The sequence below is a fragment of the Salinilacustrithrix flava genome (assembly GCF_041228405.1).
GTDB lineage: Bacteria > Actinomycetota > Acidimicrobiia > Acidimicrobiales > Salinilacustritrichaceae > Salinilacustrithrix > Salinilacustrithrix flava.
Window position 1 is genome coordinate 46,804 of sequence record NZ_CP133888.1, and the last position, 25,109, is coordinate 71,912.

General features: G+C 71.9%; 27 protein-coding genes. 14 read left to right on the top strand and 13 right to left on the bottom strand.

Annotated elements, in window-relative coordinates; all coding sequences use genetic code 11:
• Positions 1-5: 5 nt before the first annotated feature.
• Both RGQ06_RS00235 and RGQ06_RS00240 read right to left on the bottom strand, forming a co-directional pair.
• A complete protein-coding gene (locus RGQ06_RS00235; protein ID WP_432428191.1) occupies positions 6-374 on the bottom strand; it encodes a group I truncated hemoglobin in 369 nt (122 codons plus the stop codon).
• Positions 375-405: 31 nt separating this feature from the next.
• A complete protein-coding gene (locus RGQ06_RS00240) occupies positions 406-888 on the bottom strand; it encodes a methyltransferase domain-containing protein (protein ID WP_432428192.1) in 483 nt (160 codons plus the stop codon).
• A gap of 144 nt (positions 889-1,032) precedes the next feature.
• Here RGQ06_RS00240 and RGQ06_RS00245 point away from each other — a divergent pair, with 144 nt between their 5' ends.
• Positions 1,033-1,263 (top strand): hypothetical protein, encoded by a 231-nt coding sequence (locus tag RGQ06_RS00245; RefSeq protein ID WP_432428193.1) that lies wholly within the window; start codon positions 1,033-1,035, stop codon positions 1,261-1,263.
• Here the strand turns inward: RGQ06_RS00245 and RGQ06_RS00250 are convergent.
• Positions 1,260-2,396 (bottom strand): hypothetical protein, encoded by a 1,137-nt coding sequence (locus RGQ06_RS00250; protein WP_432428194.1) that lies wholly within the window; start codon positions 2,394-2,396, stop codon positions 1,260-1,262. The two genes, RGQ06_RS00245 and RGQ06_RS00250, sit on opposite strands and share 4 nt — an antisense overlap.
• 71 nt (positions 2,397-2,467) lie before the next feature.
• Between RGQ06_RS00250 and ettA the strand changes: the two genes are divergently transcribed.
• Both ettA and RGQ06_RS00260 read left to right on the top strand, forming a co-directional pair.
• Positions 2,468-4,141 (top strand): energy-dependent translational throttle protein EttA, encoded by a 1,674-nt coding sequence (gene ettA / locus RGQ06_RS00255; RefSeq protein ID WP_432428195.1) that lies wholly within the window; start codon positions 2,468-2,470, stop codon positions 4,139-4,141.
• 89 nt (positions 4,142-4,230) lie between these two features.
• The gene (locus RGQ06_RS00260) at positions 4,231-6,480 is read left to right on the top strand and encodes a xanthine dehydrogenase family protein molybdopterin-binding subunit (protein ID WP_432428196.1); all 2,250 of its coding nucleotides are present in this window, start codon (positions 4,231-4,233) and stop codon (positions 6,478-6,480) included.
• On the opposite strand, the gene RGQ06_RS00265 is transcribed toward RGQ06_RS00260, so the two are convergent.
• Both RGQ06_RS00265 and RGQ06_RS00270 read right to left on the bottom strand, forming a co-directional pair.
• Positions 6,428-7,411, bottom strand: coding sequence for a beta-carotene 15,15'-dioxygenase, Brp/Blh family (locus RGQ06_RS00265; RefSeq protein ID WP_432428197.1), 984 nt, complete (start codon positions 7,409-7,411; stop codon positions 6,428-6,430). The genes RGQ06_RS00260 and RGQ06_RS00265 overlap by 53 nt on opposite strands.
• A 10-nt stretch (positions 7,412-7,421) precedes the next feature.
• The gene (locus RGQ06_RS00270; protein ID WP_432428198.1) at positions 7,422-8,243 is read right to left on the bottom strand and encodes a bacteriorhodopsin-like; all 822 of its coding nucleotides are present in this window, start codon (positions 8,241-8,243) and stop codon (positions 7,422-7,424) included.
• 117 nt (positions 8,244-8,360) lie between these two features.
• On the opposite strand from RGQ06_RS00270, the gene RGQ06_RS00275 reads away from it, so the two are divergent.
• Positions 8,361-9,131 (top strand): helix-turn-helix domain-containing protein, encoded by a 771-nt coding sequence (locus RGQ06_RS00275; protein ID WP_432428199.1) that lies wholly within the window; start codon positions 8,361-8,363, stop codon positions 9,129-9,131.
• A gap of 33 nt (positions 9,132-9,164) precedes the next feature.
• On the opposite strand, the gene RGQ06_RS00280 is transcribed toward RGQ06_RS00275, so the two are convergent.
• Together RGQ06_RS00280 and RGQ06_RS00285 are read right to left on the bottom strand one after the other, a co-directional pair.
• Entirely contained in the window at positions 9,165-9,545 is a 381-nt protein-coding gene (locus RGQ06_RS00280) for a DUF2237 family protein (RefSeq protein WP_432428200.1), read from the bottom strand.
• Positions 9,546-9,562: 17 nt separating this feature from the next.
• A complete protein-coding gene (locus RGQ06_RS00285; RefSeq protein WP_432428201.1) occupies positions 9,563-10,174 on the bottom strand; it encodes a TIGR03085 family metal-binding protein in 612 nt (203 codons plus the stop codon).
• A gap of 53 nt (positions 10,175-10,227) precedes the next feature.
• Between RGQ06_RS00285 and RGQ06_RS00290 the strand changes: the two genes are divergently transcribed.
• Positions 10,228-10,644 carry a hypothetical protein gene (locus RGQ06_RS00290; protein WP_432428202.1) on the top strand — a complete coding sequence of 139 codons (417 nt, stop codon included), beginning with the start codon at positions 10,228-10,230 and terminating at the stop codon, positions 10,642-10,644.
• Here RGQ06_RS00290 and RGQ06_RS00295 read toward each other — a convergent pair.
• Positions 10,604-11,176, bottom strand: coding sequence for a hypothetical protein (locus RGQ06_RS00295; RefSeq protein WP_432428203.1), 573 nt, complete (start codon positions 11,174-11,176; stop codon positions 10,604-10,606). The two genes, RGQ06_RS00290 and RGQ06_RS00295, sit on opposite strands and share 41 nt — an antisense overlap.
• Before the next feature lie 103 nt (positions 11,177-11,279).
• Between RGQ06_RS00295 and RGQ06_RS00300 the strand changes: the two genes are divergently transcribed.
• Positions 11,280-11,741 (top strand): nitroreductase/quinone reductase family protein, encoded by a 462-nt coding sequence (locus RGQ06_RS00300; RefSeq protein ID WP_432428204.1) that lies wholly within the window; start codon positions 11,280-11,282, stop codon positions 11,739-11,741.
• 87 nt (positions 11,742-11,828) lie between these two features.
• Here RGQ06_RS00300 and cysC read toward each other — a convergent pair whose 3' ends face one another.
• From cysC to cysD, 3 genes are read right to left on the bottom strand one after another with little or no spacing between them, the layout of a single operon-like run.
• Positions 11,829-12,422: an adenylyl-sulfate kinase gene (gene cysC, locus RGQ06_RS00305; protein WP_432428205.1), complete on the bottom strand. Its 594-nt coding sequence runs from the start codon at positions 12,420-12,422 to the stop codon at positions 11,829-11,831.
• Positions 12,419-13,672 carry a sulfate adenylyltransferase subunit 1 gene (locus RGQ06_RS00310; protein WP_432428206.1) on the bottom strand — a complete coding sequence of 418 codons (1,254 nt, stop codon included), beginning with the start codon at positions 13,670-13,672 and terminating at the stop codon, positions 12,419-12,421. The genes cysC and RGQ06_RS00310 overlap by 4 nt, the downstream gene beginning before the upstream one ends.
• On the bottom strand, positions 13,672-14,577 hold the full coding sequence (cysD, locus tag RGQ06_RS00315; RefSeq protein WP_432428207.1) for a sulfate adenylyltransferase subunit CysD: 906 nt from the start codon (positions 14,575-14,577) through the stop codon (positions 13,672-13,674). Before cysD ends, RGQ06_RS00310 begins: the two co-directional genes overlap by 1 nt.
• Positions 14,578-14,647: 70 nt before the next feature.
• Between cysD and RGQ06_RS00320 the strand changes: the two genes are divergently transcribed.
• From RGQ06_RS00320 to RGQ06_RS00330, 3 genes are all read left to right on the top strand, one after another.
• The gene (locus RGQ06_RS00320; protein ID WP_432428208.1) at positions 14,648-15,451 is read left to right on the top strand and encodes a 3'(2'),5'-bisphosphate nucleotidase CysQ; all 804 of its coding nucleotides are present in this window, start codon (positions 14,648-14,650) and stop codon (positions 15,449-15,451) included.
• A 76-nt stretch (positions 15,452-15,527) separates the two neighbouring features.
• On the top strand, positions 15,528-16,355 hold the full coding sequence (locus RGQ06_RS00325) for an enoyl-CoA hydratase-related protein (RefSeq protein WP_432428209.1): 828 nt from the start codon (positions 15,528-15,530) through the stop codon (positions 16,353-16,355).
• A 39-nt stretch (positions 16,356-16,394) separates the two neighbouring features.
• Entirely contained in the window at positions 16,395-16,703 is a 309-nt protein-coding gene (locus tag RGQ06_RS00330) for a lipopolysaccharide assembly protein LapA domain-containing protein (RefSeq protein WP_432428210.1), read from the top strand.
• On the opposite strand, the gene RGQ06_RS00335 is transcribed toward RGQ06_RS00330, so the two are convergent.
• Positions 16,694-17,857, bottom strand: a complete 1,164-nt coding sequence (locus RGQ06_RS00335; protein WP_432428211.1) for a CaiB/BaiF CoA transferase family protein — start codon at positions 17,855-17,857, stop codon at positions 16,694-16,696. The two genes, RGQ06_RS00330 and RGQ06_RS00335, sit on opposite strands and share 10 nt — an antisense overlap.
• Positions 17,858-17,918: 61 nt before the next feature.
• Here RGQ06_RS00335 and RGQ06_RS00340 point away from each other — a divergent pair, with 61 nt between their 5' ends.
• The 5 genes from RGQ06_RS00340 to RGQ06_RS00360 all read left to right on the top strand — a co-directional run bounded on the left by RGQ06_RS00340 (position 17,919) and on the right by RGQ06_RS00360 (position 23,718).
• Positions 17,919-19,523 carry an ABC1 kinase family protein gene (locus tag RGQ06_RS00340; RefSeq protein WP_432428212.1) on the top strand — a complete coding sequence of 535 codons (1,605 nt, stop codon included), beginning with the start codon at positions 17,919-17,921 and terminating at the stop codon, positions 19,521-19,523.
• Positions 19,524-19,525: 2 nt separating this feature from the next.
• Positions 19,526-20,827, top strand: a complete 1,302-nt coding sequence (locus RGQ06_RS00345) for a 5-formyltetrahydrofolate cyclo-ligase (RefSeq protein ID WP_432428213.1) — start codon at positions 19,526-19,528, stop codon at positions 20,825-20,827.
• Positions 20,828-20,838: 11 nt separating this feature from the next.
• Positions 20,839-21,513 (top strand): endonuclease NucS, encoded by a 675-nt coding sequence (nucS, locus tag RGQ06_RS00350; protein WP_432428214.1) that lies wholly within the window; start codon positions 20,839-20,841, stop codon positions 21,511-21,513.
• A gap of 1 nt (position 21,514) precedes the next feature.
• A complete protein-coding gene (locus tag RGQ06_RS00355; RefSeq protein ID WP_432428215.1) occupies positions 21,515-21,817 on the top strand; it encodes a hypothetical protein in 303 nt (100 codons plus the stop codon).
• A gap of 80 nt (positions 21,818-21,897) precedes the next feature.
• Positions 21,898-23,718, top strand: coding sequence for a pyruvate kinase (locus RGQ06_RS00360; protein ID WP_432428216.1), 1,821 nt, complete (start codon positions 21,898-21,900; stop codon positions 23,716-23,718).
• A 24-nt stretch (positions 23,719-23,742) separates the two neighbouring features.
• On the opposite strand, the gene gdhA is transcribed toward RGQ06_RS00360, so the two are convergent.
• Positions 23,743-25,083 (bottom strand): NADP-specific glutamate dehydrogenase, encoded by a 1,341-nt coding sequence (gene gdhA / locus RGQ06_RS00365; protein WP_432428217.1) that lies wholly within the window; start codon positions 25,081-25,083, stop codon positions 23,743-23,745.
• Between the last annotated feature and the right edge of the window lie 26 nt (positions 25,084-25,109).

Here is a 25,109-nt window from a genome sequence, read left to right on the forward strand (position 1 = left end):
CCGGATCAGAGCCGGACGACGTCGCCCTTCATGGAGTAGAGGATGTGGAGGACCTCCGCCTGCTCACGCTCCCCGACGCCGAGCGACCCCATGGCGGCGATCGCATCGTCGAGCACGGCGACGAACTCGGCATCGTCGATGTTCATCCCGGTGTGCACGTCGGCGAGCGGACGCCCCTCGTAGGTCGGCACGCCGGACAGGCCCGTGCAGAAGAACTCGGTTGCGCCGTCCACCAGCTGCTCACGGTCCATGGAGCCGTTGGCGTAGCGGGTGGCGATGAGCGGGTTCTGCAGGTGGTTCTCCAGCAGTCGCTCGGCCATCGCCCGGATGCCGTCGCGACCGCCGAGGCGCTCGAAGAGTGGGATCTGTTCCATGAGGTGCTCCTTGTGTGTGGGTGGTTCGGGATCAGTGCGTGGCGCGGGCGTCGAGGACGAACCCGTGCGGCGTCGCCGCCAGGAGCCGCACGCGGGCCGCGCCGGCCCGGAGGAGCCAGCCGCCGATCGTGATCGGACCGTCGACGAAGCCGTCCGGGCGGGAGGCCTCCACGACGACGAACGCCCCGGTCGGCCGGACCAGGCGCAGCGCGCGTCGGGCCGTGCCGACGGGATCGGCCAGCTCGGCGAGCCCGTCGAGCGCGCAGACGAGGTCGTAGGACCCTGCGGCGAGCACGCCGGCGTCGGCCTCGACCGCGTCGAGGCTCGCGAGCGGATGGGCGGCCGCGAGCAGGGCGACAGCGGCGCCATCGCCCCCCACCGCGGCAACCCGGCCGCCGTAGTCGAGCCGGTGCACGACGGGCCCGAGGGCCAGCAACCACTCGGCCATCGCCGGGCCGGCGGTGGCCTGCACCGCTCGCCGGTCGCTCGGTTGGATCAGCGTGTTCACAGACATCTGTGCCCCCTCGGTCGGTCAGGGGTGCAGCGTCCACGACGCGCGTTCCTGGAACGTTCCCCGGTGTGTCGGGAGCGTTTCCACCCGGTCACGATCCGGTCGGCAACCACCAATCGACGTCCGGGCTTCTGTAGAACCGTGGACATGGCAGACACCGCAACGACCCCCGGGTCCCTCGGTGCGCCGGTCTCGCAGCTCAAGTCGCTCACCGACCAGCTCGTGACCGTCACCACCGATCGCGGCGACGTGACCGGCACCGTGCTGTCGTGCACGCGCCAGTCGGTCTGGCTCGTCGCCGGTGACGACGTCGACATCGTCGTGGCCCTGGACGACATCACCGGCCTCGTCCACCACCCGGCTTCCGCCGCCGCCTAACCCCCAGCGGTCGGCGACGCCGTGCGGGCCAGCCGGCCCAGCTGCATCGAGCGCGCCACCTCGGCCAGCTGCGCGGGCGCCAGCACGTCCGATGACAGCTCGATCGTGACCCCGACCTCGTGGTCGAGGACGAGGCGGGCCCAGCCCCGGATGCGGCGCCCGCGGTCAGGCCCCGGACCGTGGTCGAGCGCCGCGGCGCTGACGATCCCCGGCAGGTCCGTGAGGTCGATGTCGACGGCATCGCCGAGGGTGCGGCGCACCCGCGACGCGGTGACGAGCTGATCCTGGACGACGCTGACCAGCAACGGATCGGCGCCCGAGCGGTGCAGCTGGCCCTCGACCGAACCGCCGCCCGACTGCCCGATCATCGGGCTGCCGTACGCCGTCGCGGTCCCGCTGCGCCGCTCCGTGACCGACAGGCCGATGGCGGCGAGCGCGGCCTCGTCCAAGCCGGGAGCCCGGCCGTGCTGCAGCGACGGCCCCGGCGGCAGCTCCACCGCGTCGGCCACCGCCTGCTGGTCATCGAGGGACAGGCCCTCGCTGGTGAGCGACAGCCCGTAGCCGCCGGCATCCCACTGCAGGGTCCGCAGCCCCCGCCCGCCCGGTGCACCGAGGACGCGGGTGCTCGAGATGGACGACGTGTGCTCGGCGCCACCGAACGCCCGCCGGGTGGCGTCCACGACCAGGAGCACGCGGGCGTCTTCGCCGTCCAGCGACACCAGGTGCACCCGCGGCACCGACACCATCCCCCGGGTGTCCGGATGGTGCTCGAAGACGCCGCCCCAGGGTTCGGCCAGGACGCTGGCGGTCGCGATCGCGACCGGCCCCGGCTCGGACACGACGGCGTGGGTGACCGGCGGGTCGGGCGAGGCGGCCGGTTCGTTGCCGTCCGAGCGCGCCAGCTCGACGCCGACCACCACGACGAGCAGCGCAGCCGACCCCACGGCCCACGGCCAGAGCGAACGCCGGCGGGGCGGCGCAGGTGGGGTCCGGACCGGGGCGGCGCCGACCTCGCCGACCCACGACGGCCGGTCCGGCGGTGCATCCACCTCGAGCTCCAGCAGGTCGCCCGCGTGGCTCCGGACGGACCGCCCGTCGGCGGCCTCCCGGTAGGTCACCCGGCACCGCGCCATCACCTTCGACGGTAGCCCTGCGCCGCATCCGGGGATACGGCGCCCAGGACAGCGGCCAATAGGGTGCCCACGTGGCTGAGTTCATCTACACCATGCACAAGGTGTCCCGCTTCTACCCGCCGGACAAGGAGGTCCTGAAGGACGTCTCCATCTCGTTCTTCCCGGGGGCCAAGATCGGCATCATCGGGCACAACGGCTCGGGCAAGTCGTCGCTGCTGAAGATCATGGCCGGCGTCGACGACGAGTACACGGGCCAGGCCCGCCTCTCCCCCGGCTACAGCGTGGGATACCTGTCCCAGGAACCCCAGCTCGATCCGAGCAAGGACGTGCGGGGCAACATCATGGACGGCGTCGCCAACGTGGCCGCCCTCCAGGAGGAGTACGACGCCCTGCTCGCGTCCTACGCCGACCCCGACGCCGACTACGAGAAGATCGGCGCCCGCCAGGCGGAGCTCGAGGCCAAGATGGCCGCCAGCGGGGTGGACGACCTCGACCGCACCGTCGACATCGCCATGGACGCCCTGCGCACGCCCCCGGGCGACGCCGACGTCACCGTGCTCTCCGGTGGTGAGCGACGGCGCGTGGCGCTGTGCCGGCTCCTGCTGTCCAAGCCCGACCTGCTGCTGCTCGACGAGCCGACCAACCACCTCGACGCCGAGTCGGTGGCGTGGCTGGAGCGCACGCTGAAGGACTACCCGGGTGCCGTCCTGGCCGTGACCCACGACCGGTACTTCCTCGACAACGTCGCCCAGTGGATCCTCGAGCTCGATCGGGGCCGCGGCTACCCGTTCGAGGGCAACTACTCGAGCTGGTTGGAGCAGAAGCAGACCCGGCTCCGCCAGGAGGAGAAGGCCGACGAGCGCAAGCGCGAGACCCTCCAGCGCGAGCTCGAGTGGATCCGCATGTCCCCGAAGGCCAAGCAGTCGAAGGGCCGGGCCCGCATCAACTCCTACGAGGAGCTGCGTGCCCAGGCCGACCAGGGTGCCGGCCGCCTCGACAAGCTCGAGATCGCCATCCCGCCGGGCAACCGCCTCGGCGACCAGGTCATCGACTTCGAGGGTGTGGCGAAGGGCTACGAGGACCGGCTGCTCATCGAGGACCTGAGCTTCAAGCTGCCGCCGGCGGGCATCGTCGGCGTGATCGGCCCGAACGGCGCCGGCAAGACCACGATGTTCAAGCTCATCACCGGCGCCGAGAAGCCCGACGACGGCGACATCACCATCGGCAAGACGGTCGAGCTGTCCTACGTCGACCAGGACCGCGACGTCCTCGACGACGAGCGCACCGTCTACGAGGAGATCACCGGCGGGGTGGACAACCTCCAGATCGGCAAGCGCGAGATCCACGGCCGGGCCTACGTGGCGTCGTTCAACTTCAAGGGCTCCGACCAGCAGAAGAAGGTCGGCGTCCTCTCCGGCGGCGAGCGCAACCGGGTGCTGCTCGCCAGGAAGATCCGAGAGGGCGGCAACGTCCTGCTCCTCGACGAGCCGACCAACGACCTCGACGTCGACACGCTGCGCGCCCTCGAGGACGCGCTGGAGACGTTCCCCGGCTGCGCCGTGGTGATCTCCCACGACCGCTGGTTCCTCGACCGCCTCGCCACCCACATCCTCGCCTTCGAGGGCGACAGCCAGGTGCGCTGGTTCGAGGGCAACTTCACCGAGTACGAGGAGTGGCGACGCAAGGAGTTCGGCGCCGACGCCACCGAACCCCACCGCCTCAAGTACAAGCCGATCACCCGCTGAGGGGTGGATCGTCTAGAACCGCGGCCATGACGGTCACGGGGACGGACACGGAGCAGCCAGCCGCGGGTGGGAGCATCCTCGGCACTCGCGTGCAGCGCATCGAGGACCCGGCGCTGCTGCGCGGGCGGGGCACCTACATCGACAACGTCGCCCCCACCGATGCGCTGCACGTGGCCTTCGTACGGGCCTTCACCGCCCACGGCACCATCGAATCGATCGACACCTCCGACGCCGAGGCCATGCCCGGCGTGGTCGGTGTGCTCACCGGCGCCGACCTCGACATCGGACCGCTCACGTCCAGCCCCCTCCTGGCCCACACGGTGTCCCAGCCCGTGCTCGCCGTGGACCGGGTCCGCTACGTCGGCGAGCCGATCGCCGTCGTCGTGGCCGAGACCAAGGCCCAGGCCGTCGACGCCGCCGAGGCCGTGTGGGCCGACGTCGAGCCGATCGAGCCGATCCTCGACCCCGAGGCCGCCGCCAGCGACGACGTCGTGCTCCACCCCGACCTCGGCACCAACGTCGTGCTCGACCAGGGGGAACCGGTCGGGCCGGAGCAGCTCGAGGGCGACGGGGTGGTCGTCGTGTCCGAGCGGTTGATCAACCAGCGCATGGCGGCGGTGCCGCTGGAGGGCCGCGTCGTCGCCGCCCGCTGGGACGACGGGCGCCTCACGCAGTGGTCGTGCACCCAGGGCGCCCACGGCACCCGCGACGAGCTGGCCAGCGTGTTCGGCCTCGACCCCGCCCAGGTGCACGTCATCACGCCCGACGTCGGCGGCGGCTTCGGTGCCAAGCACGGGACCACGCCCGAGGAGCTGGTGGTCACCTGGCTCGCCCGCCACCTCGACCGGCCGGTCCGCTGGGCGGAGACCCGTTCGGAGAACATGGTCGGCATGGTCCAGGGCCGGGGCCAGGTGCAGCACGCCAGCATCGCCGGCACCCGCGACGGCACCATCACCGGCTACCGCCTCGACGTGATCCAGGAGGGCGGGGCCTACGCCGGCAGCGGCTGCGTCCTGCCCTACATGACCCGGATGATGGCACCGGGTTGCTACGCCATCGACGACGTGCGCGTCCGCATCCGCTCGGTCGTCACCAACACCTCCACCGTCGGCGCCTACCGCGGCGCAGGTCGTCCCGAGGCGGCGGCGGCCATCGAGCGGATGGTCGACCGGTTCGCGGCCGAGATCGGCATGGACCCGGTCGAGGTGCGGCGCAAGAACCTGCTCCAGCCCGACGCCTTCCCGCTCCGCACCGCCACCGGCGGCAGCTACGACAGCGGCGACTACCCCGCCGTGCTCGACAAGGCGCTGGAGGCCGCCGGCTACGAGGACCTGCGGGCCCGGCAGGCCGAGCTCCGCGCCGAGGGGGGATCCAAGCAGCTCGGCATCGGCGTGTCCGCGTACGTCGAGATCACCAACGTTCTGCGCCAGAGCGAGTACGGCTCGGTCGAGATCACCGCCGAGGGCGGCGCCATCGTGCGCACCGGGTCGTCCGCGCACGGCCAGGGCCACCACACCGCCTGGGCGATGCTCGTCTCGGACCGCACCGGCATCCCCTTCGACCGCATCGAGGTCCGCCACGGCGACACCGACGACGTCCCCCGCGGCGGTGGGACGGGTGGGTCGAAGTCCCTGCAGATCGGCGGGGCGGCCGCGGCCGCCGCCGCCGAGCTGGTCGTGGAGCGGGCCAAGCAGCTCGCCGCCGACCTGCTCGAGGCCGACCCGTCCGACATCGTCCACGACCAGATGGCAGGCACGTTCGCTGTCGCCGGCACCCCGGTCACCGCGAAGTCGTGGGCTGACCTGGCCGCCGCGGCACCGGCCCAGGGCATGGAGGTGCTGGCCGCCGAGACCGACTTCGAGCCCGGCGGCTCCACGTTCCCCTTCGGCGCCCACGTCGCCGTGGTCGAGGTCGACACCGACACCGGCAAGGTCCGCCTGCTGCGCCACATCGCGTGCGACGACGCCGGCACCATCGTCAACCCGCTGCTGGTCGACGGCCAGGTCCACGGCGGCGTCGCCGCCGGCATCGGCCAGGCGCTGTTCGAGGAGGTGCGCTATGACGAGGAGGGCAACCCCCTGACCACGACCTTCGCCGACTACGCGTTCCCGTCCGCGGCCGAGATGCCCTCCTTCGAGCGCATCCCGCACGAGACCCCCACGCCGCACAACCCGCTCGGTGCCAAGGGCATCGGCGAGTCCGGCACCATCGGCGCCACCCCCGCCGTGCAGAACGCCGTCGTCGATGCCGTCGCCCACCTCGGCGTGCGCCACATCGACATGCCGCTCACCGCCGAGCGGGTCTGGACCGCCATCCGACAGGCCGGCTCGGGCTCCTAGGGACCGGTGCCGGGTCGGGCTGCGGGATCCGCGTCGCGGCCAGCATCTTCTCCACCACGCCGACGTGGGGGACGGTCAGGGCGCTGAGGGCCACGAAGCTGAGGGCGGCCAAGCCGGTCGGCGTCCGGACCGCAGGCCACGCCAGCGCGGCCGCGCCGAGCGCCAGCGTCGGCACCAACCCGTCGACCAGGGCAGGGCGCAACGCCGGACGCAGGGTCACGCGGTGGTCCTGCAGGAAGGTGATCGCTCCGCCCAGGTGGGCCGCGGCGTGCCAGAGCGCGAAGTAGCAGGCGAAGCCGACCAGCGGGTCGGCGACCACGAGCACGACCGCGAGGGCCGCCACGCCGGCGGGGTGCACGGCCAGGGCGCGGAAGCCGGCAGCCGGCGTCAGCCCGTCGCCCACCCACCACGCCCACAGCCGCACGGCGACGTGGGTGCCGGCAGCAGCTGCCGCCATGCCCGGCCCGACACGGACCAGCGCGTCTCGCACGACGCCGCCGATGCCGAGGTGCTCGATGACGGCGGCAGCATCCGCGGCGTGCAGACCGATCGGCGCGGCGAGGACCGCCGCTCCCCAGGTGACCTCACGGAGACGGGCGAGCGCCGTGTCCGATCCCGACGGGCCGAGATCCGACCGACCGAAGTGCCAGGCGGAGAGGGCGACGAAGCCGAGGAGCGCCACCACCGGGGCGACCACCCATGCCGCAGCCGCTCCGACGAGCGCGAGGGCGTGGGTGCGGAGCCGGCGGTACCTCGCCCGGGGCTCCCGGTCCACGACGGCCGACACGGCCGAGTCCAGCGCACCGTGGGGGATCCCGACCGTCACGACGGCGAGCAGCAGCACGGCTGCCGATGCCGGTCCCGGCGCTCCGGCGGGGTCGCCCATCACGAGGGCGACGGCCAGAGCGACGGTGACCGACAGCGGCACCATGCCTGCCCCCTCAGCCGGCGATCGACCCGACCCGTGGGTCGTCGTCGGTCAGCGCGGCCACGTCGTCGGGCTGAGCTTCGAGCGCACCGGCGCGACGAGCCTTCATGAAGGCGATGGCCAGGATCATCAGGCCGAACACCGGCTTCGCCAGCACGTCGGCGACGGAGTAGCCGACCTGACGGATCACCTCGGCCGTCGCGGCGTCGTCGATCACCTGCGGCGCGAGGTACGCGAGCGGGTAGACGCCCCAGGTGGCCAGCAGCAGCCAGCGCAGGCCGTCGAACCACGGGCGGGACTCCTCTGGCTGCGTGCGGATGACCGACTGCAGCTCGGCGAACAGCACCCAGAGGATGTAGACGAACGGCACGGTCGACACGACGCCCCAGAAGGTGCGGGTGAAGCTGTCCGGGTCGGCGATCTCGCCCGGGTAGCCGGTGGCGATCATCAGCACGGCTGCGATCGTGAGGCGGGTGATGAGGCTGCGGGTGCGACCCTTGCTGAGCCGCAGCACGAGCACGAGCTCGGCGAGCAGGAGCGGGACGGTCAGCAGCCAGTCCACGTACCGGTACCCCTCGTTGAAGGTCCCGTCCATGACGTAGCGGCCATCGACGAGCGTGAAGGCGCTCTCCCACGATTCGAAGATGCGCAGGTAGTGGTAGAGGGCGATGCCCACCACGAGCGCAGACAGCGTGACGGCCCCGCGGTACGGGACCGGGAGCTCGGTGCGCTTCAGGAGGAAGAAGAGCAGCGACGCGCCCATCGCGGCGATCGCGAACGAGAACGAGTTGTAGACGATCTCGAACTGTCCCTCACTGAGGCTGAACGGTTCCATGACATCTCCTTCGACGGATGCACCGGTCATCGGATCAGCCAGTGCAGGACCAAGTTAGCGTGACTCATTCTGAATTAGTCCGCGTCATTGCGGATTTCTGTGAATACGCTCCTCCTCGTGGCGGAGTTCCTGGATCTGGCCGAGGCGGCCGACGAGCTCGGCGTCCACTACCAGACCGCGTACCGGTGGGTGCGCGAGGGCCGGCTGACCGCTGAGCGGGTCGGTCGCCGCTGGCGCGTGCCGCGCTCGGCGCTCGCCGACGCCACCGCCGAGCCGCCGGCCGTGCGGGTCCGGGAGATCCGGGCCACCCGACACTGGCCCCGCCTGCAGGCGAGCCTGCAGACCGCCCTCATCGAGGGCGACGAACTTCGAGCCAGAGCGGTCGTGGGCCGGCTCCACCGGGAGGGCGAGACGTTGCGCTCGCTCGTCACCAACCTGATCGCCCCCACCATGGCTGCCGTCGGGCAGGGTTGGCGGGAGGGTCAGGTCACGATCGCCCAGGAGCACCGGGCCACGGCCATCGTCGAGCGCCTCCTCGCCAGCCTCGACACGGCGCGGCCCGGCCGGCCTCGGGGTCGAGCGGTGGTCGCCTCCCCGAGCGGCGACCAGCACGGGCTCCCGGTGGCGATGGCCGCTGCTGCCCTACGGGAGGACGGTTGGGCTGTGGACATCCTCGGCCGGGACGTCCCAGCGGAGACCCTGGCCGAGCACGCTCGGACGACCGGCGCCGATCTCGCCGTGCTCACGGTCACGAACCCCGAGGTCGGGGACGCCGTCGACCATGCCGTCGACGCGCTCCGCGCCGTCAGTCTGGCCGTGCTGGTGGGAAGACCGGGTGCGACCCTCGACGACCTCGTCAACGACGCCCGGACCGCCGGCCCGGCCTGAGCCACGGCGCGGGGTCCCGCCAGGTGGGGCCGGTCAGCGCTCCTCGGGTCTCGGCCGGTCGACGGCGTGGGCCTCGAGGTCGGAGAGCGTGCACCACTCGAGCGTCTGGACGTGGGTGGCCTCGAGCACGACCTGCGGGGCCTTGCCGGCTTCGAACGCCTCCTGCCACCGCGGGGCGCACAGGCACCACTGGTCGCCGTCGCGCAGGCCGGGGAAGCCGAACTGGGGCATGGGCGTCGACAGGTCGTTGCCGGCGGCCTTGGAGAACTCCAGGAAGTCGTCGGTGACCACCGCGCACACCGTGTGCACCCCGACGTCGTCACCACCGGTGCTGCAGCACCCGTCCCGGTAGAACCCGGTCATCGGGTCGGTGGAGCAGCTCTGGAGATCGGTGCCGAGGACGTTCTTGGCCATGTCCCAGTGTGGACCGCTCAGAGCCCGATCGTGGACGCGTGGTACTTCGCCAGCGCGGCGTCGCTCCCCTCGAGCGTGCTGGCCGACTCCCGACCGAAGAGCGCGAGCATGATCTCACCCGGGCGCCCCCGCAGGGTCACGGACTCGTCTCCGTCCTTCACCTGCCGGCTGCGACCGTCGTGGGCCACCAGCTCGACACCCACGTCGGCCTTGCGGGTGAGGATCTTGCCCCACCGTCCCAGCGCGACCCACAGGGCTTCGTCGAGGTCGTCGTCCAGCCGGGGCAGCTCGCCGTTGGCCCGGCGGACGTCCTCGTGGTGCACGAACCACTCATGGATGTCGCCCGCCGGCACGTAGCGCCCGAACCACTGGCGGGGCGGACCGTCGCGCAGCTCGGAGACCAGCTGGGCGTAGGGACGTTCCGCAGCCTTGGCCTCGAGCTTGGCGGTGTAGCGGGCGAAGGGCCCACGGCCGAGCAGGCCGGGGCCGGCGTCGAGGCGGTGCTCCCGGGTGTGGAGGTGGGCGGCGAGCTCGGTCGTGCGCCATCCCTCGCATCGGGTGGGCGCGTCCGGGCCGAGCTGCTCGAACAGGTCGCAGAGTGCGGCTCGCTCGCGGAGGGAGGGGTGCATCGGCCCTGTCTACCGCCGGTCGGGACCCGTGCAGCCGCGCCTACCGTGACCACATGGACGACGAGGCCCAGGGACGACGCCGGCGGGGCCTGATCCTCGCCGGGATCGTCCTCGTCGTCGGCGTGCCCCTCACCGTCACGACGTGGCTGTCGGAGCGCAACGTGGACCGCCAGGCCAGCGAGCTGGCCGAGGACCTGCGCCGAGCCGGCCGCCAGGTGGACGACGTCTCCGCGCTCGCCGGCGACGAGCTGACGTCGTACTGGAACGGCTCCAGCGACCCCCTCACCGACGCCCTCGGGCACGGCGACGCGTTCCGGGGTGCTGCCTTCGGCACGACCGGCATCAGCCTCGCCTACGAGACGAGCTGGGGGTTCGGCCGTCGATGCGTCCACCTGCTCCTGCGCGACGACGCCCCGGTGCTGACCGAGATCACCGACGCCGCGAGCTGCCAGCCCCTTGCCATCGACTAGCCACGAGCTCCTCGACCTCGGCGCGGAGCTCGGCCAGCGCCGCGTCGGTCATGGCCGCGAGCGATCCGCCCGAGAAGCGATCGTCATCGGTCACGTCGCAGCACGCGAACGGCGGCATGGGCATGCGCTCCTCGCGGATGCCCAGCTCGGTCTCGGCCAGGATCAGTCCATCGAAGCGCTCGTGGAGGACGTCCACGGCCACGTGGCGCCCGTCGAGCTCGATGCGCCTGCGGGTCTTGCGCAGCTCCCGGCCCGGCAGCGAGATCAGCGCGGTCACCTCGTGATCCGGCACGTACATCGTGGTGAGCATCACCCGGCTCGGGTCGTCCGGGACGGGGCGGACCTTCTGGGTGAGCTTGTGCACGACGCCGTCCGCCCCCTCGACCCGCCGGATCCGAAGGTTGGTGCCCTCGAGGTAGCGGTCGGTGATCTCCGCCCACGGCGTGGCACCGTCGGGCACCTCGGCGAGGAGCCATCGCTGCTCGCGCTCGGGGTGGGCGTAGCGCCCCTGGCCGGGTCGGCGTCGCTCCATGGAGGCACTGTCGCACGGCGACGTCGGGTGTGGGCAGGGGCGGAGGTCCCTGGTCGGCCGTGATGGGTGGCGGGGGCAGCGGCCCTCGGGCAACCTCTTGCGGGTGACCGGTGCGAGCAGGGCCCGACGCAACGCCATGGACCGGCTCCGGCCGATCCGTCGTGCGCTGCGAGGTGTCGAAGCCGTCCAGGTCCGCCGCTTCGGCCGGAGCGTCCTCTCGACGATGTTCCGCACACCGGTGCTGGTGCTGGAGACGACCGGGCGCAGGAGCGGCCGGCAACGACAGACCGCGCTCGCCTTCCACCGCCGCCCCGACGGCGACCTCGTCATCGTCGGGGGCGCCGGAGGGCAACGTCGGACGCCCGACTGGGTCGCCAAGGTGCGCGCCCACCCGGACGTCCACGCCATCGTCGACCGGACGCGCCGGCCGATGACCGCCACCGAGCTGGGGCACGACGAGCGCGCGACCGCCTGGGACGAGGCCCGCCGGGTCTGGCCGCAGATCGAGCGCTACGAGCGGCGGGCGGGCCGCCCGGTCCCCATCTTCCTGCTACGTGCGAAGTAGTCCCCGTCACCCCCTCTGAGGCGAACGGCGCCCGGCACCCCGGCACGGCGGGTGTTCCGTGGCCGCTGCCAGTTCCGGAACCGAGGTTCAGCCGGCCAGCGTCTCCAGGAGCGCGAGCACCTGGGCGGCTTGAGCGTCCGGGGCACCGTCCTCGGGGGTCAAGCGCAGCTCCGGTGACGCGGGCGCCTCGTAGGGGTCGTCGATGCCGGTGAAGCCGGTGATCTCCCCGGCCCTCGCCTTGGCGTAGAGCCCCTTGGGGTCCCGGGCCTCGCACACCTCGAGCGGCGTGTCGACGAAGACCTCGAGGAAGGCCAGACCGGCCAGGTGGTGGATCGAGCGGACCCGGTCACGGTCGGCGCGGTACGGCGAGATGACGGGCACCAGCGCGACGACGCCGGCGTCGGCGAACAGGCGGGCGACCTCGCCGACCCGTCGGACGTTCTCCGTGCGGTCCTCCGCGCTGAACCCGAGGTCGCCGTTCAGGCCCTGGCGCAGGTTGTCCCCGTCGAGCAGGTACGCCGGGCGACCAGCGGACACGAGCAGCCGCTCGAGCTCCACGGCCACGGTCGACTTCCCCGAGCCGGACAGGCCGGTGAACCAGACGGTGGCACCGAGGGAGGGTCGCGCCGAGCGATCCAGCGCCGAAGGGTGCCAGACCGTGTTCGGGGTGACCCGGGTCAACTTTCCCCGAGGATCATCCCGGCGGCCACGGTGTTGTTGGTGGACTCGTCCACGAGGATGAAGCTGCCGGTGAAGCGGTTGCGCCGGTACTCGTCGAAGAAGAGCGGCGCGGTGGTGCGCAGCGACACCCGGCCGATCTCGTTCAGCGCGAGCGCCGAGGCCTCCTCGTCGCGGTGCAGCGTGTTCACGTCGAGGCGGTACTGGACGTCGTTCACCATCGCCCGCGCCCAGCGGGTGGTGTGCTTGATGGCCAGCTTCTGGCGGGGCTGGAGCGAGCCGACCTCGGACATCCAGCACACCATGGCCTCGACGTCCTGGGACGCGATCGGCTGGTTCTTCGGACGGCAGATCATGTCGCCCCGGCTGATGTCGATCTCGTCGGTGAGCCGGATCGTGACCGACATCGGCGGGTAGGCCTCGTCGATGGGCCCGTTCGGCCCGTCGATCGCCGCGATGGTCGAGGTGAACCCCGACGGCAGCACGACGACCTCGTCGCCCGGCTTGAACACGCCACCGGACACGGTGCCGGCGTAGCCCCGGTAGTCCATGCCCGAGGAGCTCATCGGGCGGATGACGTACTGCACGGGGAAGCGGCTGTCGATGAGGTTGCGGTCCGACGCGATGTGGACCTCCTCGAGGAACCGCAGCAGCGGCAGACCCTCGTACCACTTCATGTTGTCGGACCGGTCGACCACGTTGTCGCCGAGCAGCGCCGAGACCGGGATGAAGGTCAGGTCGTTGATGTCGAGCTTGGTGGCGAACTGGCGGAACTCGGCCTTGATCTCCTCGTAGCGGTCCTCGCTCCAATCGACCAGGTCCATCTTGTTGATGCACACGACGAGGTGCGGGATGCGCAGCAGGGAGGCGAGGAAGGCGTGGCGGCGGGACTGCTCGACGATGCCGTTGCGGGCATCCACGAGCACCAGGGCCACGTTCGCCGTGGAGGCACCCGTGACCATGTTGCGCGTGTACTGGATGTGGCCGGGGGTGTCGGCGATGATGAACTTGCGCCGGGGGGTGGCGAAGTAGCGGTAGGCGACGTCGATGGTGATGCCCTGCTCGCGCTCGGCGCGGAGGCCGTCGGTGAGCAGCGCCAGGTTCGTGTACTCGTCGCCGCGCTCGACCGAGGTGCGCTCGACCGCCTCCAGCTGGTCCTGGAAGATCGTCTTGGAGTCGTAGAGCAGCCGACCGATGAGGGTGGACTTGCCGTCGTCGACCGAGCCGGCCGTGGCGAAGCGCAGGAGCTCCATCAGAAGTAGCCCTCCTTCTTGCGGTCCTCCATTGCGGCCTCGCTCACGCGGTCGTCGGCGCGGGTGGCGCCTCGCTCGGTGATGCGGGTTGCGGCGACCTCTTCGATGATCGCCTGCAGCGTGGCCGCCCCGGACTCGACGGCCCCGGTGCAGGTCATGTCGCCGATGGTGCGGTAGCGCACGGTCTCGGTGAAGACCGTCTCGCCCTCGAGCAGCTCGATGTGGGGCGACTCCGAGAGCAGCATGCCGTCGCGCTCGAACACCCGGCGCTCGTGGGCGAAGTAGATCGGCGGGATCTCGACGTCCTCCTCGTGGAGGTACTGCCACACGTCGAGCTCGGTCCAGTTGCTGATCGGGAAGACCCGGATGTGCTCGCCCTTGCGGTGGCGGCCGTTGTAGAGGCTCCACACCTCGGGACGTTGGCCCTTGGGGTCCCACTGGCCGAAGTCGTCACGGAAGGAGAACACCCGCTCCTTGGCTCGAGCCTTCTCCTCGTCGCGCCGAGCCCCGCCGAACACGGCGTCGAAGCCGTGCTCCTCGATGGCGTCGAGCAGCGTCACGGTCTGCAGCTGGTTGCGGCTGGCCCGCGGACCGGTGACCTCGGTGACCCGGCCCTGGTCGATCGAGTCCTGCACCGAGGCCACGATGAGGCGGGCCCCCGCCCGCTCGAGGCGGCTGTCGCGGAACTCGATGACCTCGGGGAAGTTGTGGCCGGTGTCGACGTGCATCACCGGGAACGGGATCTTCGCCGGCGCGAACGCCCGGATCGCCAGCTCGAGCATGACGATGGAGTCCTTGCCGCCCGAGAACAGCAGCACGGGGCGCTCGAACTCGGCCGCCACCTCGCGCATGATGTGGATCCCCTCGGCCTCGAGGGCTCGGAGGTGGGACAGCTGGTAGCTCATCGGGTCCTGCTCGTCGTCCGGACGTGAGTGGGCAAATGTACGGTCGGTGCCGGTTGGTAGACAATCCAGCGTGCCAGCCCACGCCGCCGTGTCCGACACCGACCACGCATTGGCCAAGCGGCTGGCCGTCGCGGCCGGCGACCTGCTCGTCGGCCTGCGTGACCAGATGGTGGCCGACGGGGCCGACCCGAAGGAGCTGAAGGACGAGGGCGATCGGCGCGCCAACGACCTGCTCCTGGCCGAGCTCGACGCGCACATGGCCCCCGGCGACGCCGTGCTGTCCGAGGAGGCCCGCGCCACCCACGACGACGGGGTGCGCCTCGGTGCCTCCCGGGTCTGGATCATCGACCCGCTCGACGGCACGCGCGAGTTCTCCGAAGCGGGCCGCAGCGACTGGGCCGTGCACGTGGCCCTGTGCGTCGACGGCGCCCCGGTCTGCGGGGCGGTCGCCCTGCCCGCCCTCGGCACCGTGCTGTCCACCGCCGATCCGGTCCTCGAGCTGGCGCCGATCGGAAAGCCCCGCATCGTGGTCAGCCGCACCCGGCCCCCGGCGGAGGCCGAGACGGTGCGCGCCGCTCTCGACGGCGTGCTGGTGGAGATGGGCTCCGCCGGAGCGAAGACGATGGCGATCCTCCGGGGCGAGGTCGACTGCTACCCGCACTCCGGCGGTCAGTACGAGTGGGACTCCGCGGCCCCGGTCGCCGTCGCCCTCCACCACGGCCTGCACGCCAGCCGCCTCGACGGCTCGCCGCTGGTCTACAACCGGCCCGATCCGTACCTGCCCGACCTGCTGGTGTGCCGGGCCGAGCTGGCCGAGCGCTCCCTCGCCGCGCTCGGGACAGGGAGCCGAGCCGACAGGCGAGGCGACCCATGAGCACGTGCCCTTCAGCGGCGAAGCCGCCGAACCGAGTCGCGTGAGGAGGTGGACCATTCGCGCAGATCGTGAACCGGTGGAGCTGAAGGCGATCCGCTACGAGGTCGCCGACCGCGTCGCCCGGCTCACCCTCGACCGGGCCCACCGGGGCAACGCGTGGACCGGCCGCATGCACCTCGAGTACCGCTGGGCGATGACCGAGGCCGAGGCCGACCCCGAGGTGCGCGTGGTGGTCGTGACCGGCGCCGAGAACCCGGACGGCCGCACGGCGTTCTGCGTCGGCGCCGACGCCAAGGCGTTGGAGGGCCACGTCGACAAGGGCGGCTACGACGACGGCCTGCGCGGGTCCGAACCGCCGATGCCCGACGTCGACGCTCCCTTCGCCGCCGACTTCGCGTTCCAGCTCGGCATGCGCACCCCGGTGGTGGCCGTCGTGAACGGCGCCGCCGCCGGCGTCGGCCTGGTCATCGCCTGCTTCGCTGACATCCGCTTCGGGGTGCAGGGCGCCAAGCTCACCACGGCGGCGCCGAAGCTGGGCTTCCCCGCCGAGTACGGGCTGTCCTGGCTGCTCCCCCGCCTGGTGGGCGCCGGACGGGCAGCGGACTGGCTGCTGTCCGGGCGGATCTTCCTCACCGACGAGGCCGCCGAGGCCGGCCTGCTCTCGGCGGCGTTGCCCGCGGACGACCTCGGTCCCCACGTCGAGCGCTACGTCACCGATCTGGCCCGCCACGTGTCGCCGGCCTCCGTCGCCGCCACCAAGGCCCAGCTCTGGGGCGATCTGCTGCACGACGACCCCGCCGCCTCCGTGCGGCACTCGATGGCGCTGCTGCGGGAGATGTCGACCGGGCCCGACTTCGTCGAGGGCGCCCGGGCGCTGTCCGAGCGCCGGCCGCCGGAGTTCTGACGCCTTCTATGACGCATCGTCCGGGGGTACGGGGCTGACATGGCTGCCAAGGACCGAGATCGCGACGACTCCGAGGTCGTCAACCGCTACGCCGGCACCGGCGTCACCCCCACCGTCATCGCCCTGGCGCTGCTCGCCATCGCCGTGGTGATCCTGCTGGCCCAGAACACCGCGAGCGTCCCGTTCCAGTTCCTGACCTTCGAAGCCGACGTCCCCCTCTACGTCCTGTTCCTGGTGACGGCGCTCGGCGCGTCGCTGATGACCGTGCTGGCGTCGGCCATCTGGCGACGTCGCCGGCGCCGCGCCCGGAACGAGCACGAGGAGCTGGAGCGCTTGCGTCAGCGCTGACGCACCTCGGCGAGCACCTCGTCGGTGTGCTCCCCCAACCCCGGGACGCCGCGTCGCGGGCCGGCCGGCGTCGACCCGAAGTCCACCGGCGTCATCACCGCCCGGTGCGCCGCTGACCCCTTCCCCTCGGGGACGTCCACGAACGCCCCCGCCGCCAGGGCCTGGGGGTCCTCCACGACCTCGGCGAGGGTGTTCACCGGCGCCCACCACACGTCGTGCTCGTCGAAGCGGGCCGTCCAGTGGTCACGGTCGGCGGTGGCGAAGGTCTCGTCGAGCAGGGCGATCAGTGCCGGCGCGTTGATGCGTCGACCCTTCGCCGACCCGAACCGCTCGTCCTCGGCCAGCTCCGGCCGCCCGATCGCCCGCAGCAGCGGCGGCCAGTGCCGGTCGGCCTCGAGGCCGAGCAGCCAGAACCAGCGGCCGTCGCCGGCCTCGTAGGAGTTGATCAACGGGTTTCCGACCGTCGTGCGCGGGTCGGTCGGCAGGTGCTTGCCGTAGCGGAGCTGGATCGTGAGCGGCCACCCCATCGTGTAGATCCCGGCCCGCAGCAGCGACGTGTCGACCAGCTGACCCCGACCCGACCGCTCCCGGGCGAACAGCGCGGCGCAGATGCCGGCGGTGATCGTGGTGCCGGTGATGTGGTCCCCGACGCCGCCGGCGTTGGCCACCGGCGGCTGGTCCGGCGGCACGGCCTGGCTGGCCATGCCCGACCGGGCGAAGAAGGCGCCCAGGTCGTAGCCGGCCCGGTGGGCGTCGGGGCCGGTGCGGCCGAAGCCGGAGACCTGGGCGTAGACCAGCCGCTCGTTCGCCTCGAGCAGCACGTCGGGGCCGAAGCCCAGGCGCTCGACGGCGTCGGGTCGCAGGTTGGTCAGGAACACGTCGGCGGTGGCGACGAGGTCGTGCAGGTCGCGCCGACCCTCCTCGCTGCGCAGGTCGAGCACGACGGAGCGCTTGCCGCGGTTGTCGAGATCGAACGGCGGCGACTGCGGCTCGCCGTGCCCGGACAGGACGGCGAAGAGCCGGCGCATCGGATCGCCTTCCGGCGCCTCCACCTTGATGACGTCGGCACCCCAGTCCGCCAGCAGGCCGCCGGCACCGGGTCCGGCCACCCACGCCCCCAGCTCGACGACGCGGATCCCCTCGAGAACGGTCATGACCGCATCCTGTCGCGGATGGCGAGGTGTGGAAGCGACAGGTGCCTGCGATGATGGGCCGATGGCGTCGCCCGACCCGACCGAGCCCCCCGCAGACCACGAGCTCGGTTCGTTCTCCGACACGCCCCCGTGGACGATCGAGCGCGACCAGCTCACGTGGTTGCCGCCGCTCGCCCGCGTCCGGCGCGAGGTCCGGGCCGAGATCCCCCGGCTCACCCGCCCGCACTGGATCCCGCCGGTCCGGCGGGTCACCACCGTCACCCGCCACCTCGGCTGGGCGGTGGGGCGGTGGTACGTCGGCAAGCGGCGCACCGGCGGCTCGATCTCCCGGGCCGACCTGTCCCGCCGGCTCCGCATCGCCGCCGAGGCGCTCGGACCCACCTACATCAAGCTCGCCCAGATCATCTCCAGCGGCGAGGGCCTGTTCCCCGAGGAGCTGGTCGCCGAGACCAAGAAGTGCCGCGACCAGGTGCCGCCGGAGCCGTGGGACGAGATCCGGGCCGTGGTCGAGGCCGAGCTCGGCACGCCGATCCACGAGCTGTTCAGCCACTTCGACACCGAACCGCTCGCGGCCGCCTCCATCGCCCAGGTCCACCGGGCGACGCTGCACACGGGCGAGGACGTCGTGGTCAAGGTGCAGCGTCCGTCCGTGGCCTTCCGGGTCAAGGAGGACCTGCGGGTCATGGCCTGGCTGGCACCGAAGCTCATCGGACGCATCCCGGTCTCGGCGCTGGCCAACCCGCCGGCGCTGGTCGAGCTGTTCGCCGAGACCATCAGCGAGGAGCTCGACTTCCGCCTCGAGGCCGAGAACATGCTCGACGTCGCCGCCAGCTTCGCCGAGCTCGGCCAGCGCGACTACGTCATCCCCCGCCCCCACCCCCAGCTGGTGACCCCCCGGGTCCTGGTGATGGAGCGCCTCGACGGCTTCAAGTTCGACGACGTCGCCGGCATGAAGGGCGCCGGCGTCGACACCGTGCAGGTGGTCCGCACCGGGATGATCGGCTTCATGGAGGGTGCGCTGATCCACGGCATCTTCCACGGGGACCTGCACGGCGGGAACCTGTTCGTGATGCCAGACGGCCGCACGGCCCTGCTCGACTTCGGCATCACGGGCCGCCTCGACGACTTCAAGCGCAACGCCTTCCTCCGGCTGCTCATGTCGGGCACGTCGAACGACCCGATCGGCCAGCTCGCCGCGTTCCGCGACCTCGGCGCGCTGCCGCCCGACACCGACCTCGACGCGGTGGCCCGCGACCTCGGCCTCGACAGCCCCGAGGTGTTCGACCCCACCAAGGTCGACGGCGACGCGCTCGTCGCCGAGATCCAACGGGTCATCAAGGCCCTGCTCGGCTACGGCGCCAAGATCCCCAAGGAGCTGATGCTCTTCACCAAGAACCTGATGTTCGTCGACGGCGCCATCGCCACCCTCGCCCCGGACCTGGACATCCTCGAGGAGATCGCCCACATCACGATGTACTTCGCAACCACCCACGGCGAGAAGATCGCGGCCCAGATCGGGATGGCGCCCGACGCGTGGGAGCTCGACATGGAGGGCGTGAAGGCCGGCTTCGGCATCTCCGACGACGTCGACCGCCTCACCTACCGGGACCTCCAGCAGCGCCGCGAGACCATCCGGAAGCGGCTCGAGGGTCGCAGCCTCCAGTAGCGGTGTCCGCGAACCGCCTCGGCGAGGTCGCGCCCGGCGTCCTGGTCGCCACCAGCCGCTTCATGGCGACCAACACCGTGGTCGTCGTCCACGGCAGCGACGCCCTCGTCGTGGACCCCGGCGTCCACCTCGACGAGCTCGAGTCCCTCGCCGGCGAGCTGCTCGCCCGCCGGCTCCAGCCCGTCGGCGGGTTCGCGACCCACGCCCACTGGGACCACGTGCTCTGGCACCGAGACCTCGGCGACGTGCCCCGTTGGGCGTCGCCGGCCACGGTGACGGAGGGCATCGCCCACCACCACGAGCTGGTGGACCAGGCCGAGGCCGTGGTCGAGGTCGACGACGAGCGCCTCGGGCTCTCGCTCATCCCCGTCGAGGGCGCGCTCCCGTGGACCGGTCCGGATGCGTTGCCGGTCGTCCACGACGCCCACGCCACGGGCCACGCGGCCCTCCACGTGCCCGAGCTCGGGTTGCTCGTCGCCGGGGACATGGGCAGCGACATCGAGGTCCCGCTGCTGGAGCACGGCGTCCCCGGCCCGCAGGCGCTGCTCGCCTACCACGAGGGGCTCGAGCGGCTGGCTGCGCTCGGGCCCGTGGACGTCGTCGTGACCGGCCACGGGCACGTGTGCGACGGGGCCATGTGGCGCCGGCGGCTCGACGCCGACCGCCGGTACCTCGACGACATCGCCGCCGGCCGCCCGACCGACGACACCCGCCTGGTCGAACCGTGGATCGAGGACGCCGACGCAGGCATGCGGGCATCGCTCACCAAGCGGGAGTGGCGGGTCTGGGCCCGCACGCTGGCCCCGCCCGACGAGACGGCCACGCTCGCCGTGCGCGACGGGATCACGACGTTCCTCGGGCGGCGGCCCGGCGTCGTGGCCGCCTACGTGCCGCTGCCCGGCGAGGTCGACCTCGCTGGACTCCTCGACATCGGCGCCGATGTGGTCGCCCTGCCCTGCATGGAGCCCGACGGCACGATCAGCTGGCGCCGCGACGAGGGCCGGCGCGAGCGCAACCGGCTCGGATTCGACCAACCCGGCGCCGACCTCCCCATCGTGGACCCCGTCGACTTCGACGTCCTCCTCGTGCCCGGACGGCTGTTCGACCGCCACGGCGTCCGCCTCGGCCGGGGCGGTGGCCACTTCGACCGGCTGCTCCCCCGCCTCCGTCCCGGCGCGGCGGTCGTCGGCGTCACCGTGGACGAGCGCATCGTCCCCCGGCTGCCCACCGAGCACCACGACCGACCCATGACCCACCTCGCCACCCAGTCCGGCGTTCGCGCCGTTCGCGGGCCCCGGACCTAGCCTCGCCCGTCGTGCGCCTCGTCATCGCCCGCTGCTCCGTCGCCTACCGCGGCAAGCTCGCCGCCCACCTCCCGAGCGCCCAGCGCCTCATCCTCGTGAAGGCCGACGGCTCGATCTCCATCCACTCCGACGACCGGGCCTACAAGCCCCTCAACTGGATGAACCCGCCGTGCTCGATCGCCGAATCGACCGACGACGACGGGCTGCCCCGCTGGCTCGTGCGGGGCAAGGGTGGCGACGAGCTCGAGATCACCATCGAGGACCTGGTCAGCGATTCGGCCCACGACCTCGGCCCCGAGCCCGGCTTGCAGAAGGACGGGGTCGAAGCCCACCTGCAGGCCCTGCTCGCCGAGCGCTGCGAGGTGATCGGCGAGGGCTTCCAGCTCGTGCGCCGCGAGTACCCCACCGACATCGGCCCGGTCGACCTGCTCTGCCGGGACACCGACGGGGTGGCCGTGGCGGTCGAGGTCAAGCGCCGGGGCGAGATCGACGGCGTGGAGCAGCTCACCCGCTACCTGGGGTTCCTCAACAAGGACCCCCGCCTCTCGCCCGTGCGCGGCGTCTTCGTGGCCGAGCAGATCAAGCCCCAGGCCAAGGTGCTCGCCGCCGACCGCGGCATCGCCTGCGTCGAGGTCGACTACGACGAGCTGCGCGGCATCGAATCCTCCGAGCTGCGGCTGTTCTGACGTGGGCGCCCGCAGCGAGGTCGAGGTCGTCCACCAGCCCTGGCCCGTCGTCTACGACGCCCTGCTGCGCTGCCTGCCGAGCGCCGGCTTCACCATCGCCGGCACCGACCCGGACCGCGGCCGCATCGAGCTCGAGACCCGGAACACGCGCCTGACCGTCGCCGTGGGCGCGGTCGATGCGATCACCAGCGAGTGGGTGGCCACCTCGGAGCTGAAGCTGGGCCTGTTCCGGGAGCGCCACGAGCAGAAGTTCGCCGCCATCCGCGACGCGCTCGACCGCTACCTGGCGACCTACTACGGCTGACCCGCCCGTTCCCCCTCGCGTCGATCGAGCGTCGCCCACCGTTCACCCGGACGCCGGCCAGAACCGATAGAGGTGGAGCTGTGGAAGATGGTGGCGATCAGGACGAGGAGCTCGAGGATCTGATCGCCGAGCTCGACGCGCTCGACGCCATGGTGCGAGCGGCAGGCGAGGAGATCTCGCTCGAGCACATCCACCCCGAGCAGCGGGTCAGTGCGCAGAACATGGCTCGCTACCTCGCGCTGCGCAGCCAGGACGTGCGGGGCCTGCAGCACCGGCTCGCCGAGCTCGGCCTGTCCTCGCTGGGACGCGCCGAGGCCCACGTCGCGGCGACCTTGCACGCGGTTCGGCGCACACTTCGCGCCCTGGCGGACGTGCCGCTCCCGGACGACGTCCCACCGCCTCCCGCCTTCGCCGCCGGATGGGCGCAGCTGCGCGACAACAGCGTGCTCCTGCTCGGCCCCGAGCAGGAGCACCGGCCGACCCGCATCATGGTGACCCTGCCGTCGGAGGCAGCCGACGACCCCGACCTCGTGATGGACCTCGTCCGTCGTGGGATGGACATCGCCCGCATCAACTGCGCGCACGACGAGCGAGAGCGCTGGGAGCGCATGGCGCTGCACGTGCGCCGCGCAGCCGATCGCACCGGGCGGGAGGTCCGGGTGCTGATGGACCTGGCCGGGCCGAAGCTGCGCACCGGGTCGATCGAACCCGGCCCACCCGTGCTGCGCGTGCGGCCCCGCCGGAACGCCTACGGCCGACCCGTCGCTCCGGGGCAGGCGCTCCTGCTCGCCGACCCGACGGTCGAGCCGGACACGGAGCTTGCGGTCATCCCGGTCGCCGATGCCGACCTGGACCTGGCCGGACGCACCGAGATCTCCCTCGTCGACGCCCGCGGCGCCACCAGGCGCGCCATCGTCTCGGCGCGTCTCGACCACGGCTGCATCGTCGACGTGTGGCGCACGACGTGGTTCACCGAGGGCAGCGAGCTCCGAGCCGACGGACGTCGGGTCGGGACGGTCGTCGACCTGCCCCGAGCCGAGCGCGCGCACCTGCTCCGGACCGGTGATCGCCTCCGCCTGGTGGAGGACCTGGAGCCAGCCCAGGCGCTCGACGACCCGGCGCCCGGCTGGATCCCCGAGATCGGCTGCACGCTGCCCGAGGCACTCACGGCACTGCACCCCGGCGACCGCGTGCTGTTCGACGACGGCACGATCCGCACCGAGGTGGAGTCCGTGGACCAGCGCGGCGTGCTCCTCCGCGTGACCTTCACCCGTCCCGGCGGTCGGCGGCTGCGCGGCGGGAAGGGGATCAACCTGCCCGACACCCCCCTGCCGGTGACGGCGACCACCGAGAAGGACATCGAGGACCTCCCGGTCATCGCCGAGCTCGGCGACGTCGTGGCACTGAGCTTCGTCCGCCGGCCAGACGACGTCAGTGCCCTCCTGGATCGACTCGACGAGATCGGTTCGGATCTCGGCGTCGTGCTCAAGATCGAGACGGTCGCTGCATTCGAGGCGCTGCCCGAGCTGCTGCGCACGGCCATGCGCCGCCCGGTGGTCGGCGTCATGATCGCTCGTGGTGACCTCGCTGTCGAGGCCGGGTGGATCCGCCTCGCCGAGGTCCAGGAGGAGATCCTGTGGCTGTGCGAGTCAGCCCACGTTCCCGTGATCTGGGCCACGCAGGTGCTGGAGACGCTGGCCAAGACGGGACAGGCCTCTCGCTCGGAGATCACCGACGCAGCGATGTCGGAGCGCGCCGAGTGCGTGATGCTGAACAAGGGGCCCTACGTGGGGGCTGCGGTCACCGCGCTGGACGACATCCTCGCCCGGATGGGCAGCCACCAGCACAAGAAGCTCAGCCTCCTGCGCCGACTCCAGGCGTGGTCGCAGACCGATGGTTGAGGGCCACGTCTCGGCCCGGGTGGCTCAGACCAGCCCGAGCGCGTCCATCGCGGTGGCCACCTTGAGGAAGCCGGCGATGTTGGCACCCATCACGTAGTTGCCGGGGGCGCCGTACTCCTCAGCTGTGGCGTGGCACGTGGCGTGGATCGAGCGCATGATCTCGGCCAGGCGGTCCTCGGTGTAGGAGAAGCTCCACGAGTCGCGTGAGGCGTTCTGCTGCATCTCCAGCGCCGAGGTCGCGACGCCGCCCGCGTTGGCAGCCTTGCCGGGGCCGAAGGCGACGCCGGCCTCGTGGAAGACGTCGACGGCCTCAGGGGTCGAGGGCATGTTGGCGCCCTCCGACACGGCGATGCAGCCGTTGGCGACGAGCGCCTTGGCGTCGCGGCCGGTGAGCTCGTTCTGCGTCGCGGACGGGAACGCCACGTCGCAGGGGATGTCCCAGATGCAGCCGCGATCGGTGTAGGTGGCCGACGGCTTGCGCTCGACGTAGGTGCTGATGCGTCCCCGCTCGACCTCCTTGATCTGCTTGAGCAGGCCGAGGTCGATGCCGTCGGGGTCGTGCACCACGCCGCTCGAGTCCGAGCACGCGACGACCTTGCCGCCGAGCTGGTGGGTCTTCTCGATCGCGTAGATGGCCACGTTGCCGGAGCCCGACACCACGCACGTGCGCCCGTCGAGGTCCTCGCCCCGCGCCCGCAGCATCTCCTGGGCGAACAGGACCGCGCCGTAGCCGGTGGCCTCGGTGCGCACGAGCGCCCCGCCCCACTCGATGCCCTTGCCGGTGAGCACGCCAGACTCGTAGCGGTTCGTGATGCGCTTGTACTGACCGAACAGGTAGCCGATCTCCCGACCGCCGACGCCGATGTCGCCGGCCGGCACGTCGGTGTACTCGCCGAGGTGGCGGTAGAGCTCGGTCATGAAGCTCTGGCAGAACCGCATGATCTCGCTGTCGGAGCGACCCTTGGGGTCGAAGTTCGCGCCACCCTTTCCGCCGCCGATCGGCATGCCGGTGAGGGCGTTCTTGAAGATCTGCTCGAAGCCGAGGAACTTGACGATGCCGAGGTTCACCGACGGGTGGAACCGCAGGCCGCCCTTGAACGGCCCGAGGGCGCTGTTGAACTCCACCCGCATGCCGCGGTTGATGTGGAACTCGCCGCTGTCGTCCTGCCACGGCACGCGGAACAGGATCTGGCGCTCGGGCTCGCAGATGCGCTCGATCACCTTGTGGTCGAGGAACTCGGGGTGCTTGGCCACCACGGGTCCGAGCGACTCGAGCACCTCGCGCACGCTCTGGTGGAACTCGGTCTGCCCGGGGTTGCGGGCGATGACCTCGCTGATGACGGATTCGAGCTTCTCGTCGATCACGTCGGCTCCTGTGGTCGGACGGCAGG

Bases quoted from the DNA above. Each gene is read 5' to 3' on its own strand.
- RGQ06_RS00290 (WP_432428202.1), top strand. From the start codon at position 10,228: ATGGACGACGAGGCCCAGGGACGACGCCGGCGGGGCCTGATCCTCGCC.
- RGQ06_RS00310 (WP_432428206.1), bottom strand. From the start codon at position 13,672: ATGGAGCTCCTGCGCTTCGCCACGGCCGGCTCGGTCGACGACGGCAAG.
- RGQ06_RS00235 (WP_432428191.1), bottom strand. From the start codon at position 374: ATGGAACAGATCCCACTCTTCGAGCGCCTCGGCGGTCGCGACGGCATC.
- RGQ06_RS00330 (WP_432428210.1), top strand. From the start codon at position 16,395: ATGGCTGCCAAGGACCGAGATCGCGACGACTCCGAGGTCGTCAACCGC.
- RGQ06_RS00335 (WP_432428211.1), bottom strand. From the start codon at position 17,857: ATGACCGTTCTCGAGGGGATCCGCGTCGTCGAGCTGGGGGCGTGGGTG.
- RGQ06_RS00340 (WP_432428212.1), top strand. From the start codon at position 17,919: ATGGCGTCGCCCGACCCGACCGAGCCCCCCGCAGACCACGAGCTCGGT.
- RGQ06_RS00270 (WP_432428198.1), bottom strand. From the start codon at position 8,243: ATGGAACCGTTCAGCCTCAGTGAGGGACAGTTCGAGATCGTCTACAAC.
- RGQ06_RS00295 (WP_432428203.1), bottom strand. From the start codon at position 11,176: ATGGAGCGACGCCGACCCGGCCAGGGGCGCTACGCCCACCCCGAGCGC.
- RGQ06_RS00265 (WP_432428197.1), bottom strand. From the start codon at position 7,411: ATGGTGCCGCTGTCGGTCACCGTCGCTCTGGCCGTCGCCCTCGTGATG.
- cysD (WP_432428207.1), bottom strand. From the start codon at position 14,577: ATGAGCTACCAGCTGTCCCACCTCCGAGCCCTCGAGGCCGAGGGGATC.
- RGQ06_RS00240 (WP_432428192.1), bottom strand. From the start codon at position 888: ATGTCTGTGAACACGCTGATCCAACCGAGCGACCGGCGAGCGGTGCAG.
- RGQ06_RS00245 (WP_432428193.1), top strand. From the start codon at position 1,033: ATGGCAGACACCGCAACGACCCCCGGGTCCCTCGGTGCGCCGGTCTCG.
- RGQ06_RS00285 (WP_432428201.1), bottom strand. From the start codon at position 10,174: ATGCACCCCTCCCTCCGCGAGCGAGCCGCACTCTGCGACCTGTTCGAG.
- RGQ06_RS00250 (WP_432428194.1), bottom strand. From the start codon at position 2,396: ATGGCGCGGTGCCGGGTGACCTACCGGGAGGCCGCCGACGGGCGGTCC.
- RGQ06_RS00280 (WP_432428200.1), bottom strand. From the start codon at position 9,545: ATGGCCAAGAACGTCCTCGGCACCGATCTCCAGAGCTGCTCCACCGAC.